The 14,403-nt window shown below is 60.4% G+C and carries 18 protein-coding genes; 9 read left to right on the top strand and 9 right to left on the bottom strand.

All coding sequences use genetic code 11. The annotated features are described in order from the left end of the window. Positions 1–5: 5 nt before the first annotated feature. The 4 genes from AC3WJR_RS19340 to AC3WJR_RS19355 all read right to left on the bottom strand — a co-directional run bounded on the left by AC3WJR_RS19340 (position 6) and on the right by AC3WJR_RS19355 (position 4,751). Positions 6–1,016 (bottom strand): ParB/RepB/Spo0J family partition protein, encoded by a 1,011-nt coding sequence (locus tag AC3WJR_RS19340; protein WP_492727162.1) that lies wholly within the window; start codon positions 1,014–1,016, stop codon positions 6–8. A gap of 46 nt (positions 1,017–1,062) precedes the next feature. Beyond that, the gene (locus tag AC3WJR_RS19345; RefSeq protein WP_354283409.1) at positions 1,063–2,265 is read right to left on the bottom strand and encodes an AAA family ATPase; all 1,203 of its coding nucleotides are present in this window, start codon (positions 2,263–2,265) and stop codon (positions 1,063–1,065) included. Between the two features lie 163 nt (positions 2,266–2,428). Continuing rightward, positions 2,429–3,505, bottom strand: a complete 1,077-nt coding sequence (locus AC3WJR_RS19350) for a replication initiation protein (protein ID WP_492727209.1) — start codon at positions 3,503–3,505, stop codon at positions 2,429–2,431. 1,021 nt (positions 3,506–4,526) lie between these two features. Beyond that, on the bottom strand, positions 4,527–4,751 hold the full coding sequence (locus AC3WJR_RS19355; RefSeq protein WP_492727164.1) for a hypothetical protein: 225 nt from the start codon (positions 4,749–4,751) through the stop codon (positions 4,527–4,529). A 495-nt stretch (positions 4,752–5,246) separates the two neighbouring features. On the opposite strand from AC3WJR_RS19355, the gene AC3WJR_RS19360 reads away from it, so the two are divergent. Then, on the top strand, positions 5,247–5,441 hold the full coding sequence (locus tag AC3WJR_RS19360) for a hypothetical protein (RefSeq protein ID WP_492727166.1): 195 nt from the start codon (positions 5,247–5,249) through the stop codon (positions 5,439–5,441). Positions 5,442–5,455: 14 nt separating this feature from the next. Here the strand turns inward: AC3WJR_RS19360 and AC3WJR_RS19365 are convergent, their stop codons facing one another. Beyond that, complete coding sequence (locus AC3WJR_RS19365; RefSeq protein WP_492727168.1) at positions 5,456–5,890, bottom strand: hypothetical protein; 435 nt, start codon at positions 5,888–5,890, stop codon at positions 5,456–5,458. A gap of 188 nt (positions 5,891–6,078) precedes the next feature. On the opposite strand from AC3WJR_RS19365, the gene AC3WJR_RS19370 reads away from it, so the two are divergent. From AC3WJR_RS19370 to AC3WJR_RS19385, 4 genes are all read left to right on the top strand, one after another. Further along, on the top strand, positions 6,079–6,327 hold the full coding sequence (locus AC3WJR_RS19370; RefSeq protein ID WP_354283414.1) for a type II toxin-antitoxin system Phd/YefM family antitoxin: 249 nt from the start codon (positions 6,079–6,081) through the stop codon (positions 6,325–6,327). Beyond that, positions 6,327–6,752, top strand: a complete 426-nt coding sequence (locus tag AC3WJR_RS19375; protein ID WP_492727170.1) for a type II toxin-antitoxin system VapC family toxin — start codon at positions 6,327–6,329, stop codon at positions 6,750–6,752. Before AC3WJR_RS19370 ends, AC3WJR_RS19375 begins: the two co-directional genes overlap by 1 nt. 112 nt (positions 6,753–6,864) lie before the next feature. Further along, on the top strand, positions 6,865–7,050 hold the full coding sequence (locus AC3WJR_RS19380; protein WP_354283418.1) for a hypothetical protein: 186 nt from the start codon (positions 6,865–6,867) through the stop codon (positions 7,048–7,050). 38 nt (positions 7,051–7,088) lie between these two features. After that, positions 7,089–7,496 (top strand): response regulator, encoded by a 408-nt coding sequence (locus AC3WJR_RS19385; RefSeq protein WP_353447062.1) that lies wholly within the window; start codon positions 7,089–7,091, stop codon positions 7,494–7,496. Between the two features lie 16 nt (positions 7,497–7,512). Here AC3WJR_RS19385 and AC3WJR_RS19390 read toward each other — a convergent pair whose 3' ends face one another. From AC3WJR_RS19390 to AC3WJR_RS19400, 3 genes are all read right to left on the bottom strand, one after another. Next, positions 7,513–7,725, bottom strand: coding sequence for a hypothetical protein (locus AC3WJR_RS19390; RefSeq protein WP_492727173.1), 213 nt, complete (start codon positions 7,723–7,725; stop codon positions 7,513–7,515). A gap of 133 nt (positions 7,726–7,858) precedes the next feature. Further along, positions 7,859–8,335, bottom strand: a complete 477-nt coding sequence (locus AC3WJR_RS19395) for a hypothetical protein (RefSeq protein WP_492727174.1) — start codon at positions 8,333–8,335, stop codon at positions 7,859–7,861. Between the two features lie 408 nt (positions 8,336–8,743). Beyond that, complete coding sequence (locus AC3WJR_RS19400) at positions 8,744–9,013, bottom strand: hypothetical protein (protein ID WP_492727176.1); 270 nt, start codon at positions 9,011–9,013, stop codon at positions 8,744–8,746. 887 nt (positions 9,014–9,900) lie between these two features. Here AC3WJR_RS19400 and AC3WJR_RS19405 point away from each other — a divergent pair. From AC3WJR_RS19405 to AC3WJR_RS19420, 4 genes are all read left to right on the top strand, one after another. Continuing rightward, positions 9,901–10,347 carry a DUF736 domain-containing protein gene (locus tag AC3WJR_RS19405; protein WP_492727178.1) on the top strand — a complete coding sequence of 149 codons (447 nt, stop codon included), beginning with the start codon at positions 9,901–9,903 and terminating at the stop codon, positions 10,345–10,347. An 82-nt stretch (positions 10,348–10,429) separates the two neighbouring features. Then, positions 10,430–11,530, top strand: coding sequence for a DUF2493 domain-containing protein (locus tag AC3WJR_RS19410; protein ID WP_492727180.1), 1,101 nt, complete (start codon positions 10,430–10,432; stop codon positions 11,528–11,530). Between the two features lie 756 nt (positions 11,531–12,286). Beyond that, on the top strand, positions 12,287–12,640 hold the full coding sequence (locus AC3WJR_RS19415; RefSeq protein WP_492727182.1) for a hypothetical protein: 354 nt from the start codon (positions 12,287–12,289) through the stop codon (positions 12,638–12,640). A 386-nt stretch (positions 12,641–13,026) separates the two neighbouring features. Further along, positions 13,027–13,608: a hypothetical protein gene (locus tag AC3WJR_RS19420; RefSeq protein WP_492727184.1), complete on the top strand. Its 582-nt coding sequence runs from the start codon at positions 13,027–13,029 to the stop codon at positions 13,606–13,608. 180 nt (positions 13,609–13,788) lie between these two features. Here the strand turns inward: AC3WJR_RS19420 and AC3WJR_RS19425 are convergent, their stop codons facing one another. After that, the gene (locus tag AC3WJR_RS19425) at positions 13,789–14,007 is read right to left on the bottom strand and encodes a hypothetical protein (RefSeq protein WP_056414064.1); all 219 of its coding nucleotides are present in this window, start codon (positions 14,005–14,007) and stop codon (positions 13,789–13,791) included. Positions 14,008–14,403 lie beyond the last annotated feature (396 nt).

Below are 14,403 nucleotides of genomic sequence, written 5' to 3' on the forward strand. Positions count from 1 at the left end.
CTCCCTTACGTCCAGTGCTGGTCGAGCACCTCTCGTATCGCCTTCTCAGCGTCTTCCCGCGAAGCTCCACTTTTATGTAACAGCGTCAGGCGGACACCCTTGCGATCGGCGCTTTCGATCCGAAGAACAGCCTTCCCCTTAGAGGACGAGATGGTCTGGACCAATCCTGACCTTTTGGGGGATCCTGACTTTTTGGGGGGGGGCGCAGCTGCGCTCAACGCCCGGATGATATCAAGGACGGGCATCGGGGTTCCGGTGTCTATCTGCCGCTTCCTTAGCATTGCAGCCTCCTGAAAGACCCGAACTCGCTTTTCCTCTGGCTTGAGTAGTGGCTTCAAAGCGATCACGTTTCGGATCGTAAGCGACTGCGGTTCCGGGAATGCCGCCATTAAGCCCTCGGGCAGGCGCGCCAGATCAAGATACCGAGTTAGCCAGCTTTCACTGACGTTGATCCTCTCCGCCATCGTCTTTTGGCGCCCACCATAATAGGCGTCGAGCGCCCGGAGATAATCGCGCGCGCGCTCGAGGTCGGTAAGATCGTCGCGGGCTCGGTTTTCGATGTCAGCCAGCCGGAACGCTTCCTCATCGCCGATTTCCCGAATGTCGACGAGGAATTTGAAGTCTGGATAGTTGTGCGACCGGAGCCAGCTGATCGTCCAGTGGCGGCGCGCTCCGCAGATTACCTCGAATTCGCAATCCGGATCGCCCGAAACGCGGCGGACGATGGCCGGCATCTCCTGCCGACCCTGCGCCTTGATGCTCTCGATCAAATCTTCGCAGCGTTGCTCGTTCAGCAACCCATATTCGCGATTATGCCCGGACCACATGCGACAGCGTGCTGGATCGACCAGTTCGTGGGTCCGGGTGATCACGGCACCCGAAGCGAGTTCCGCAATCCGGTTGCTTCGCCCCGTGAGGACATTGTTTGCGATCCCGCTACGTCTTGGCGCGGCCTCATTGCTGAGGTCGATTCCGGCAGCTAGATCGGCTGCAAATCCACTGTTCTTCCCGCTCATGCGGCCCTCCGGTTCTCGCAAATTGCACGCGTGCAATTTCGCGTTTTCACGCCAGTGCCTCCTGGCGCAAGCGGGCACGATGGCTTGGCCACATCGACCGCACATCGACCTCGATTTCCTGATTTACACCGTCGAGATAGGCGAGGCATCGGTTACGAACCTGCGAGCTGGTGGCTGGCCCGTCTAACTCATAGACCGTCATTAATCGCGCCGTAGCGTTGTCGATCTCGGCGGAATCCTTTAGCGGCGTGCGGATCATGGCATGCCCGAAAAGGGTTCGCATGAGGTTGAGCAGTTCTTTCTGCATCGACTTGTTCTCGTCGACCTTTGACGCGACAAACCGAAGGAACTGCAGATCGGGAGCGAGGCCGCGTTCCGTCAGCTGTTCGATCGTCTCGTCGAGCATCGACAGAAATGCTGCGGTTGAGGAAAAGTCCATCACCGTAGGCGGCACCGGCACAATGAGTGCATTGGCGGCGCGAAGGACTGAAAGCGAGATAGCGCCAAGCGCGGGGGGCGGGTCCATCACGATCACGTCGAACCTATCCGAAATGCTGTCGATGCCTACCCTCAGGCGATCGAGCAGTTCGCCGCTGCCACGTGCCATCCTCGCTGCCAGTTCGTATTCAGAGTTGAACAACCGCAGATTAGCGGGAATTAGCTCAAGTCCGTCGAAGTGCGTCTTGCGCAGCGCGTAATCGAGCGATGTCCGCTCCTCTTCCCGCAGGAACGGATAGAGCGTGTCATCCTCCGTAAGATCCAGATCGGGGACATACCCAAAAAGTGTTGTCGCGGACGCCTGGCTGTCGCAATCAATCAATGCAACGCGATACCCGTGAATTGCCAGGTACTGGGCAAGGTGGACCGCGAGCGTCGATTTGCCGACGCCGCCCTTGAAGTTCTGGACCGCAACGACGCAGCACGGATCTTCAGCGGTGCGATAAGGCCGCGTCCCGAACACCCCCCGCATGTCGTTAATCTGAGCAAGCGTGTATCGCTCCCGCCGGTTATTCTCGCCGCGGACCGGCTCTGGAAGCCGACCATCTTTTTCGGCATCTCGGATTGCAGCGGCCGTTCGCCCCACCAGCTCAGCGGCCTTGCTTATAGTAAATGTCGGTTCGCGCCGATCACCAGCACGAGCACTCCGCGCAGAATCCCGGAGTTTTTCGAGCACCGACGACGTACGCGCAGCGAGCGTCGCTACCGACACTAGGTCCTGGGCCCCCTCGATATCCAATGCTGATGTCACATGCCCGCCCTTTTGAAATTTGGGGCATGGTGCGCTCACTTGCGCTTTTTTGTCAATAAACTTAAGAATTGCGAAAGACTGTGTGGCGAATCGTACTGTTTTGCCCGGGTGTGAAGGCTATCCTGACCCGGTGGGGGAGCACGAAATTGCACGCGTGCAATTTTTACGAAGCCCTGCCCCGCCGAGTAACCCAACCTTCACAGAATCCCGTCCAGGCTTTTAGCAATTTCGCTCCTCGAACCTTCTCAATCCGATCGCCCATTTGCTGCCTGAAGCCATCTGCGATCAGATCGATGTCCCAGCCCCCGCCGTCGTGCCGGGCAATCGCCGCAAGCTCCTCTGCTCCAAATCGAATTGATCCCGACGGAAAGACGAGCTCAGCCGACTTTGCTGGAACGGGGGCCGGCTTCTGCTCTGCGATGGCAGCCACGATCGTCATCACTTCGACCGTTCCATCCCGCCGCTGCCGACGCCCGCCGGAATGGCGCTCGAGCTCGTCGACGGTGGCGATGAGCGCTGGCGTGTCCTTCGGTTCAAACCGGAATTCGATCTCCACGACGGTCCGACCCTGCCTGATCTCCCGCCACTCGACGCGGAAATGCGCAAGCTGATCAATCTCAGCCTTTGCTTTCTCAAGTACCTTCCGTCGAAGCTGCGCAAAATCGGTGTAAACTTCGGGAGGTATGCCGAGAGCGGCGCGCAGCGCGGTCATATCCCCGCGCCATGTTGCCTGCCTGCGATGCAGCCGAAGCGCCCCCAGTTCATAAAGCTTGAGCGCATAGTTCGAGCGAAAACCGAGGACTGCCTGACGGTTCAGGACCGCATAAGTCTCGGATGCCTGAATCAGTTTTCTAGCATCAGCGGTAAATTCCCATTCAATCCACCCGGCCTCGCCCTCCTCCTCCGTTTCTTCCCGCGATCGGGAGATGAGAGAGAACAGGGTGGTGGCCTTCTTCCCGCGCCATGATCGGTCATCGACAGCAAACAGTGTCCGATGGAGTTCCTGGAGCATGTCCGTGATCCGCTCATTGCCTTTATGGCCGCGGCGAATGTCGGCCTTTCGCATTCGGTGTGGCTTGTCTTCCCAAGCATCCCCGCCTGCTGTTAAAATCATCAAAGCCAGTAATCGCGATGCCGTAAGGCTCAGTGATTCGCCTTTGACGAACTTCACCTCGATGATGTTGCCCGGCTTTGCGAACTCGTCGCCGCCTTTAGCGCGCAATGCCGCAGCCACGCGCATCGAACGGCCCGGAAGCGGCTCCTCGGTGGCCTCCTCGACTACAACAACACTTTCACTATCGCCGGCTTCCATGCCATAACACGATCAGAATCAGAGGTCAGAGGCGTGATTGCTGCCTGACCTGACCTCCACCGTCAAGTCAGGTCAGGACGATTTTGAATTCAGCAGCCCCCAAGTGGTCAGGATGATGACGGTGTCAGATCTAGAAAAGCCCTATTAAAGCCACGAGTCGCGACGAGCGTGCGTCCTTGTTGCTGAAACTGTCGATTTTGCGAAATTTGTCGCCGAAACTGGGATCGGAAAACCGATCTGAACGCGATATTTCCGCCGCCCCCAATTGGTCAGGATGACCCCAATCAGTCAGGAAGCTTCCCCCGCCAGGACAGGATGTAGCCCCCAATCGGTCAGCGAGACTCCCCCGCAAGGTCAGGCCACTTCTCGTATGCTACTGAGACTACGCCGTTTTTCGGCCGCGAATTAGAATCTATTGAATCATGAATCCTTCCGCTGCGAGCAGCGTCGTTTTTATAGAGTGATTCTTAAGAACAAGAGAGTGATCGAGCTGGCCATCGATCGATCCCATACTGCTCGCCCTGGCTACGCCCTGAGGCTTGTGCGCGTGTCGATGATGCTCAAGTGGCCGCGATCGGAGGGCTCGAGCCGCATACCGTTCATACGCCCTTCGCCGAGGTGCAGTTCGAGGAGGGGCTACCGCCAACCTGCGGATTGAATTGTCGGGACGACTTGCAGCGGAGCTCTGCCGAGTCGATCAAGCCGCCTGAGGCACTTGCGCAGTAGCCGATCCTTAGGCTTAACCGCGGCGGCGAGATGCTCTGCAACAAGCTGGGTATCCATGACGCCGCCAACCTGACGAAGGCGCAATATCGGGTCACAAGCGAGAAGATAACCCAAGCTACGACGCTGCGAGTCGTGCTCGGTGCACAAGGCTATCGTCAGCTCAGTGCGCACATCTTACAGTATCTGTATGACTGGACCGGAGAAACCGGCTCGGTCCACACTTTTAGACCAGGGACTTTCTTCGCGCGCGCGATTCATCCAACGCGATCTCGAACAGCGCTTCAAGACTTTTGTAGGCAGGGGCCTGGTAGAAGGCACCGACCTGGAGATATTCGCGGACAGAGTGGCCGAACAACTTGTAGAGTTGAACTCCATCTATTTTTTCCGCGAACGTCGTCGTTGCAACCAAGCCGATTCGGCTCGTCACCATGGCGAGCGCTGAGAGCAACGTGAACGGCTCGAACTAGGTGAAGGTGTGGCTGTGCTTCAGCACGCCGGGCGGACGCTTGATCTCCGCTTAGCATATTCCGCCCATTTCGGTGACTGGCACGCCCGGTCCGTTCCAGCCAATTGGTCCGGGTATACCGCCAGAGCGTGCCGGCTTTCACGCTGCACTCGAACGGCTAACCAGGCGCGAAGAAGAAGAGATTTACTCAGCTGCGCAGCGGCTCTTGTCCGAATTGCACTAACGCCCTTTCGCGTTGAAACGATAACGGGGCCGGAACCGATAGCAGCGGTCCCGACCCCGTCGATCGAAGGATCCCCCGTCGAAACGGTGGATAGACAGGCTCAACGCGTTAGCGACGATTCCGGTCCACCACCCCCGTTATACGGTTCATCCTCAATTTCCCATGAACGAGCCGTTCCGACCGTTCCACTCGCCATACGGCACACCACCCGAAGGACTTCACCCGAAGGACATCAACCCCGACGGGACATCAACATGACCGTCATTGCACTCTCGGCTCGTCGCAGTTCGCTCGCGTCATTCGAGAACGCCTACGCCGTCGCCATTCAGCTTCGCGAAAATACTGGAGTCGACCAGTTTGTGGTCCGCACCGACAATCCCATCCAGCCCTTCCGTGTCTCCCGGCGCCGGCCACATCACCCGAAGAGTCTTCTCGCCCTGGTCGCCTGACCGGGTTTCCGTTGTCAGCCTGCGCTCGACACATTGGTTATGATCTGCGCGGCCGTGCGGCCTTCACACAGGTCAGCGTTCGTCGCGTACAGCACCGGTAGCTTCTGCTCGCGCATAACGTTGCACATCCGGCCACGACGATACGTCAAGCTCTGCAGCCAGGCCAACTCGGTGATCGCCTGCTCGATCGGCGTGTCGTACAGCAGATACCAAAGGCGCATCTGGTACGGGTTCTTATCGCGCAGGATCTCCTCGATATCCTTGTAGCCTTCACCGTATCCCGTCGTGTTGCGGACGTCGCTCGCGAGCGCGGTAAACGCCTCCTGCAACTCCGTGATCGCGAGATAAGCGACGTCGAGGCCGATGCCGACCGTGGCGCCTGCAAGCACCCTGCGATCGACCGACACCTGCGGATCGCCGTTGTCGTCCTTCTCGTTGTTGTTCAGCACGTGAGCAGCGGCAGGTCGTAATCGTACCCCCGCATCATGTCCTGGACCTTCATCATATTCTCCTTCGGGTGAGGCCTCGGACTTCCTCCGACCGTCACGCGCCCGGTTTCATGGCCGCATGACGAACATTGACAAATCCGCCACCTGCGGCAATGTCTGTACGTCACGACAAATAAGGTCAACCCGAAATGCAAACTTTTTCCAGTCGCGACTTCAATCGCGAACCGGGGCGCATCAAGCGCGCGGCCGTGGACGGTCCCGTCATCATCACCGAGCGCGGTCGGCCGATCATCGCGGTGATGCCGTTCGCCGAATATGAGCGGCTGAAGGCACCCCCCGGCAACATCCTCGACTCGCTGGACATGGACGAGGTCGGCGACATCGAGGTCGACTTCACGCGACCGCAATCCATCCCGCGGCCGGCAGTATTTGACTGATGTACCTGCTCGACACCAACGTCCTGTCCGAGCTGCGCAAACGTCGCAGCGGAAAGATCAATCCGGCCGTGGAAGCATGGGCGGGCAGCGTCGATCAGGCCGACATGTACCTCTCGGTCATTACGATCATGGAGGTCGAGCTCGGCATCGCGCTTCTTGAACGACGCGATGCCAGGCAGGCCGGCGTGTTACGGCTTTGGCTTCACGAGAAGGTTATGCAAGCGTTCTCCGGTCGCGTTCTGCCTGTAGACACGGCAATCGCCCTGCGCTGCGCGCGGCTGCACGTCCCGGAAACCAAAAGCGAGCGCGACGCGTGGATCGCGGCGACGGGGCTTGCGCATGATCTGACAGTCGTCACCCGAAACATCGGGGACTTTACGGGAACTGGCGTGACCCTCCTCGACCCCTGGACCTTCGCCGACTGAACAACACCACTCCGAGATGCGCAGACCCAAGGGTTGCGACGCGGATCCGGCGCACGATTTCGGAAGCGTTCATCAAAAGCCATCTAATCTCGATCAAGGTATTGGAGGTTGGATGACTGACGCGCTTCCGGACTCCCCTTTTGCCGATCGGCAGCCGGTTGATGTACCGCTGAGCCTGATGAAGATGGCACTGGCGTTGCTTGACCAAGAAGTTGGGGCGACGCTCGCTGAAGCTCGCCTCGCGGAGGCCATCGAAGCAAGGAGTCGAGATATGAGAGGAAAAGGGCATCAGCAATAATAACTGGCCCGTTTTGCCGGCTGTCGTGTTCTGTCTAAATGACAACCTCCACAGTCCCCTATGCGCTTGCGGTCGATGACGACCCTTTCATCCTCATGGATGTCACGACTATTCTCGAAGATGCAGGCTTCCGCACATATGAGGCGGATGACGGCGATGCTGCGATCGCTATGCTCCCGGAGTACGCCCACACCATCACCCTGCTCTTCTCGGACGTCGACATGCCGGGCGACACGAACGGGTTCACGCTCGCCCATCACGTCGCTGAAAACTATCCCTGGATCGAGATCGTCATCGGTAGCGGTCATCTTCAACCGAAAGAGGGTGACCTTCCCGAGAAGGCGACGTTCGTCTCGAAGCCGTTCAATGCGCAGATGATCCATGGCCATCTTCGCGAGACCCTGCCCGACGGCAAGCTACCAGATCCGCTAAAAACGGCCGTTTAAAGACGACCATGCGGGCCTACTCGTCGTCGGTGTCCATGGTGGCAGCTACGCCGCGGGCTTCGAGGGCGGCGTTCAACTGACGCCTGATGCTCATGCCGTTCAGGTGGCTGAATACGCCTTCATAGCCTTCAGCAGTCAGGCGTTCGCGGATATCGCTCACCGAACGACAGGCCCCCTGCTTCGCCAACTGAAATGCTCGCTCAATCGTGCCGATACGCGTGTCGCTCATGTCCCTCCGGATGGCCGATTCATCGTGCGGGTCGCAACGGTCAGCCAAAACGGGATATCGCTCGAAAAATATGGCGTTCAACCCCGTTAGCGGTTGCAAAACGGTGTTCGCACTTGCAGCATAGGGACGCCTTTCAGGCATCCTCTCCTAGAAACTCTCCGGGCCGGCTCACGCTGGCCCTTTTTTTGTCTGCCGAACGCAGCCGCAACTGCGTGATAAGGACACGTCGTTCGCGCTCGATCTGGGTCTTCATCATCGCCCAGATATCGCGGGCTCCGGCGCAATAGCCTGCCCAGTCGGCTTCGATTGACGCATAGGTCCACTTCGCAATGTGCGCATTCGACATCAGCCGTTTTGCGGTCAAGGCGACCAGGAGGTCGGATAGCGCGCTTCGCAGATCTGTATTCGCGTCCTCGAGCAATGCAGGTACGACTGTCTCACTTACAAACTGTGATCGGGACAGGCTGGCATTGGTGAGGCTCTGCCTATCCCTGGCCAGCGCGTCGCTGCCGGGGTGCGCCGCTGCGCAGTGCCGTTCGATTTTGGCAATCCCGTCGATGATCTTTCGGTGATGCTCCTCCAACCTGTATAGCATCTCGTCGTAGTTCATATGGATGGTCCTTCCCGGTCGCGAGCATTGCCTGTTGCTGTCATTGACACCCACGATCTGACGCCGCGGTTGCGCATTACACGGAGTATTATCATTACCTTATAACGGCTTAGACTGAAGGTCTGGTCCTGCCCCCTGACGCGTCCCCTGCCCCCTTTTGACACGCCATTCCTCAAACGCGCGAAATCGGCAGGAGACTCATAAAAACGCCTCCGAAACGACGAAATGGTCAGGGTCTATGACGCACTGAATGAAGCCGCTCGGATGCTCGAAGTTCGGCGCGATCCGATCGACGGGGTGGCCCGCGGTTAGCGTGGTGGTACGGTGCTGTCAGTTGCCTGGGCGATCGTTCGCCGCACTGGAAAAGGTCAGCATGTCCTAGCTGGGGACAAATGAGACCAGCAGTCTCTACTGCGTGTACTTGCTACGCGGCTCGGGCGTTGTTTTATGAACGTCATCCGGCGAATAATAACCTGCGGGCGCATTAGGGTCTGACTTTTTGAAGCTACCGCGGCGCGGGTTCAGGACCGCTTTGCCTTCAGAACGACTGGTGACGACGGTATCGGGCTGACCGCTTTGGTCCGTCGATCCCGATGGTTCGCGACCACACGCGGCGAAGGTCAGCGCGGCCAGCATAGCTGCAGCTGACGTTACATAAATCATCTTGGATTCTGCCATGGTCGATCCCTCAACTTGCTTAGGCGCTGGACGTACGCGTCACCTCAACATCAGGGAAACTATCTGTTCGCCGCAGGTGGTCAAGGAAGAGCAGTAAGGGTTGGGACATCCCGCCCAAGGGGGCGGGACCGTTCAATAGTCGCCAAGAGGCTCCCCGAGCCCCGCGAAGAGCGGGTCTCGGCCCTTCGGGTACAATCACTTGTCGGGCTCCCGGAACGCCCCCAGAGCGGCTCGATCGCCATGTTCGCGGATGGTGTGGGGCGAAGGTTGTGCCTCGTCTCTGACGTCGTGCCCAGGACCGCGATCACCGCAGGCAGCCTACGGCTGTGGAATCATGCGCTAGGCGCATGATGTGTTCTTTGTGGGCCTGTGTTCTCATCGCACCCTTCGCCGTCTCTCAGTGTCTCGGCGTGCCAGACCCGTCCGGCGGGGTCGGCGTCAAAGCTGAATTGCCCGCAAGCGGGCAATGATTTTTGTTTGATTGGAAGACGCCTTAACAAGAATACCGGGCCTAAAGGCCCTACGGTTTCCCCGCCGCTGCGCGTCGCGGAGCCTCCGTCATTCATGTTGACCCCGCCGGCCGTGCCTGCCTCTTGAGCCCCTGCGAGGACGGCTCCGGGTGCGATGAGAACAAAGGCCGGGCCTTGCCCATAAGAACGGTAGGAACAGAATAGCCCGCTACCGCGGTCTATGCGTCTTTGATTTGTTATTTACGCCCCCTAGTCGGGGGCTATTTTATGCTCGGACTCACCGTGTACGATGACTAAGCGTCAAGTAATCAATCCGTTTGGCTAAATAGAGGGGGGGTAAAAAGAAGATGCCGGAGGGGAAAGGCCCCAAGCACCGGCAATAGGGGGATAGGCCCCCGCTTAGATGGAGTTATTACTATGAACATCGGTCAGTTCAAGAACGCCAGCGGTCAGCTTGTTGGTTCGATCGCAACCGCGACTATCGACCTCCCGCGCCTTGGCCTTCGTCCCGTCGAGAGCAACAACGAACGCGCCCCCGTTTTCGAGATCGTCACCCTGAACGTCGCCCGTCGCTGGGTTCAGATCGGCGCACTGTGGCAGCTGACCAGCAACTCGACCGGCGAGGTTTTCTATCGGGGCAAGCTGGACGACCCGAGCCTTTCCGAGCCGTTGCAGATCACGCTTTTCGGCAACAACGAAGAAGGCTTCCGCGTCGTCTGGAACCGCGCGCAGCCCCGCCGCGAGAACATGGACGGCACCCGCCAGAGCCGCCGCAAGGCAGCCGATGACGGTTTCGGCAACGGCAACGCAACCGACAACGGCCAGCTTGCCGAGCCGCAGAACGACGAAATCCCCGCGTTCTAACACACCGACCAAGACGGGCGGGGAGAGCGGCTGAAACGCTCCCCCGACCCTAAACCGCCATCCCTGCCAAAGGCTTGAAACCATGACCAAGAAAACGACCTCCCCGCGCTTTAACAGCTTTTCCGAAATGGGCGAAGCGTTGAACGGCACCGACGCCAGCACGGACACCACGCCCGCCACGGAAACCGCCAGCGACGACGCCAGCGACCCGCGCGCGGCCGAGATCGCCGAGAGCCACGCCGAGGAAACCGCGACCACCAATTTTCAGGATGCTTTCGGCGACGTTGGCGCGCTTTCCATCGTCGAGCTTGGCGGCGAGCGTCAGGAACTCGACATGCCCGAGCCGATCGAGGCGCAGCACGATTGCGCGGCGATCATGGCGACCCTTTTCGACCTGTTCCGCGATACCCGCCTAGAGGCGAGCGCACAGGCGATCGCATGGGGGTTCGTCAACTCGTTCCACTTCGAGGCGCAGAAGCTGGAACGCGAGGAAGACACGCTTTGCCGCGACCTTGGCGAGATGACGCGCCGCTATGATCCGTCCGAAATCTACGCGACGGAAATGGAGGAATTGCAACTCCGCGCGCAGACCATGACCGAGCGCCGCGCCGCCATTGAATGCATGCGCGACTATGCCGCCGACTGCTACCGCGCGCAGTCGGGCCACCCATGGTCCCCCGCGCGCGGATCGAAGGTTTCGAGCGGAGGCACCGCGAGCCAGATTGCCGCCCTCGACTTCCTGAAGGCCCGCGCGCAGGACCACCGCGAGAAGCGCAACCCGACCGGCCCGCTTGTCGTCTTCTCGGGCGGCCAAGAGTGGCACGACTTCCAGCAGCTTTGGGACCGCCTCGACCAGATCAAGGCCCGCGTGCCCCACATGGCGCTTTGCACCACCGCACAGCGCAAGGGGTGCGATATGATCGCGGCAGCATGGGCGGCGAGCCGTGGCGTTACCGTGGTTGCCTTCACCCCACAGACGGGCCGCTATGGCAACCGCGCCGGGTTCGTCCGCAACGAGCAGCTTGCAAAGCTGGCACCCGTCGAAGCTATCGTTTGTCAGGGTTCGGGGCTGCAATCCAACCTCTTGCAGGTCCTGAAAAACGCCCGCGTCCCAACCCACGCTTTCCGCATCGACGGACAGGCACCCGCCCCCACCGCAACCAAGCGGCAGGCGATCAGCTAACCCCATCGGGCGGCGCAGCCGAGAACGCGCCGCCCCTCCCCTTTCCTTGGCAGGAATCACTAGGCCAGCGACGGGCGACCCCCGGCGCTGGCCCTTTTTTGTCAGTGTTGCTGTGGGGGGAACCCTACGGTTCCCCCCACGCCAGGCGATCGGCCGCGCGGCATCCTTGGCACGGCCCCGTCGGGCCGCGCCTGGACGCCGCGCGACCGATCGCCTTCCCCCCTTCGGTAATGCGCTGCCGCCAGCTTGTCCGAGTGGGCGCGAGCTGCCCGATCTTCACGAACGCGGCCAGCGCGGCCCGGGCTCGCTCGCATCGGTCCGGCCCCGTCGGGCCTCCCCTGGCTACGCCTCGACCGGGGAAGCGCCGGTGCGGGCATCGAGCCCGCGCCGGCGCTGCTGCCGCGGTCGAGAAACTGGCCTCCAGTCGTTCGACCTAAACCGCCACATTCTGACCGCCCCGGCCTCGCTCGCTCGCATCGGTCACGCCCTTCGGCCTGCCCTTCGCTACGCGTCGGCCGGGGAAGCGCCAGTGCGGGCATCGAGCCCGCCCTGGCGCTGCTGCCGCGGGAGAAATCTATCTCAAGATCTTCCAAGTCTGTCGGCCGGATCGGCGAGCGCCAAGGACGGCAGGGTCCCACCATATTTCTACGAAAAATCGTTGCCCCTACCGCCGCTAACGCGGCCGCTTCGCGGTCCCTGACCCTCACCAATCCGACCGACGGTCGGACTTCGTCATGATGACCATAGGAGGACGAAATGCAGGTCGCGTTGTTCAGAGCACTGAAATCGGCTAATATCGACGACGAGGCAGCTGCAAAGGCAGTCGTCGTCGTCGAGGAGCAGATCGACATGGCCGTGGGTCGCGCAATTGAGCCGTTGAAGCAGCAAATCGCCGGGCTCGAGCTCAAACTCGATCAGCGGATCGCGGGACTTGAAGGGAAATTCGATCAACGTATTGCCGGACTGGAGGTCAAGCTGGAAAGCGGCCTCAAAGGCATGCAGACATCGATCGACGGGCTCAAATGGTACATCATCGGGCTTGGCTCGCTGATGACTGGCGCGATCGCGGTTGGGGCGGCGCTTACGGCATACGTTCAGTTCATCAAATGACCTTGGGCGGGGCTACGGCCCCTCCCCTCACCGTCTCACGACTATAGGGCCATCCGGGCGACCGGGTGGCCCTTTTCGGTGGCCTATACGCGGGCCCGCCCGACCGGCTCGCTCGCGTCGGTTCGGCCCCTGCGGGCCTCCCTTGCTACGCATCGGCCGGGGAAGCGCCAGTGCGGGCATCGGCCCGCCCCGGCGCTGCTGCCGCGCCCCTCCGGCCGAGCCGTTTGCCCTGCTCGATACACCTCGCTCGCCTACGCGTAGCGGCCCTTCGGCCGCACGCTGGCTACGCCTCGCCGATCGGACTGCTGTGCGTGTTTGCCGGCGTCCCGCATCCTCACCGGAGAGGAGGGGGGGAGGAGTTTGCGGTTTCAATGAAGGAGGTCAGCATGACCATCACATTCCGCGTCGAAGACGGCCGCTCGATCTCACCGCCAAGCGCTGCCGTCATCACCCCTGACCAGTTGGCAGCCTTTCGTGATATGCTCGCCGAACAGGCGCTGCGGTTGAGAACTACGTTGCTCCTACCTGTCTATGGCGTGACGGGCGATCCGTGGTTCGAGTTCGATGCGCGTGTCTGTCATCTGTCGCTGGCAACGGTCGCGCGGTGCTTCGATCACGATCCCTCCGTGATCGCGATTCTGGACGAGGCGCAGTTCCTTGGTCGACGGGTCCGGATCGCTCAAACCGACCGGGCGCGCGACATCGAGATGCGGTTGTCGCTGAACCCCGATGCGGCCCCGGAAATCGTGATGGCGAACCCGGCCGCGCTCACGCTGTTGGAGGGCCTTGGCATCGATCGAGCGGTCGCCGGAATGGTCCCAATGACAGAGCTGCGGCAACGCCTGATGGACCCGCGGATTCGGCGACGCCTCAATGCCGATCCGGGGATGGCCGATTGTGTTGAGACGCTCTCCAAAATGGCGGCACTGAAGCCCGTCGACGGCGAGTATCTGCTGGCTTGGATCTGATCGCCTGCCACATCGAAACAGGACGCAGGGGACGCCCAGCCTAACGGCTGGCGCGTCCCTTTTTTTGCTTGATACCGCCAAGCCGGCTTCGCCGCTTTCCGGCTGAAAAGAGAATGGCCGCACAGGGTAGCAAACCCGTGCGGCCATTGAGGCGGGCCTCAGCCTCGAAACGTCTCCGGCTTACGCCGTCAGCCGCTTCTCGACCTCATCCACGCCCAGCGTTTTCACCGCCTCCATAATCCGCTCCAGTCGATCCAGTGGGAGCTTCAGCAACCCTACCTTCTCGACCTTGTCGATCGCCGTATCCCGCAGCTTCTTCAGATGCGCCTTTCGACGCTCTGCCAGCTTGCGTTCCTCGGCCTCGATCGCGGCCATTTCAGCGTCCAGTGACTTCGCCATATTCTTGCCTTTTGGTCAGGCTGATCGGGCTCTGAACAACCCCGGTATAACCGCCACTCGAGCGATAGAAAAGACCGAGACCAAGGCTCCCAGCATACCCACGGAGACCCCGATGACGATCATCGAAGAACGGACCCAAGACACCCGCGCGGAGCGCAGGATCGAACAACCTTTCCGCCGGCATGGCGGGGCCTTTTCCCGAGGATCACCGGACGACCTTCACATCGAACCGGACGCACGAGGAGATCAGAGCAACAATGATGGATCGGGACTACAGTAGAGCACACCTTACGCAAGCTGCGCTTGCCGTTTTTGGCGGATTTCCGCCATTTTTCGAGCCCTCTCGATGTGATCCCAACAGAGTTGCTTTTGATCCCAACCGACTTTCGGGCAAGA

Source organism: Sphingomonas sp. FW306-05-A, from assembly GCF_058782275.1.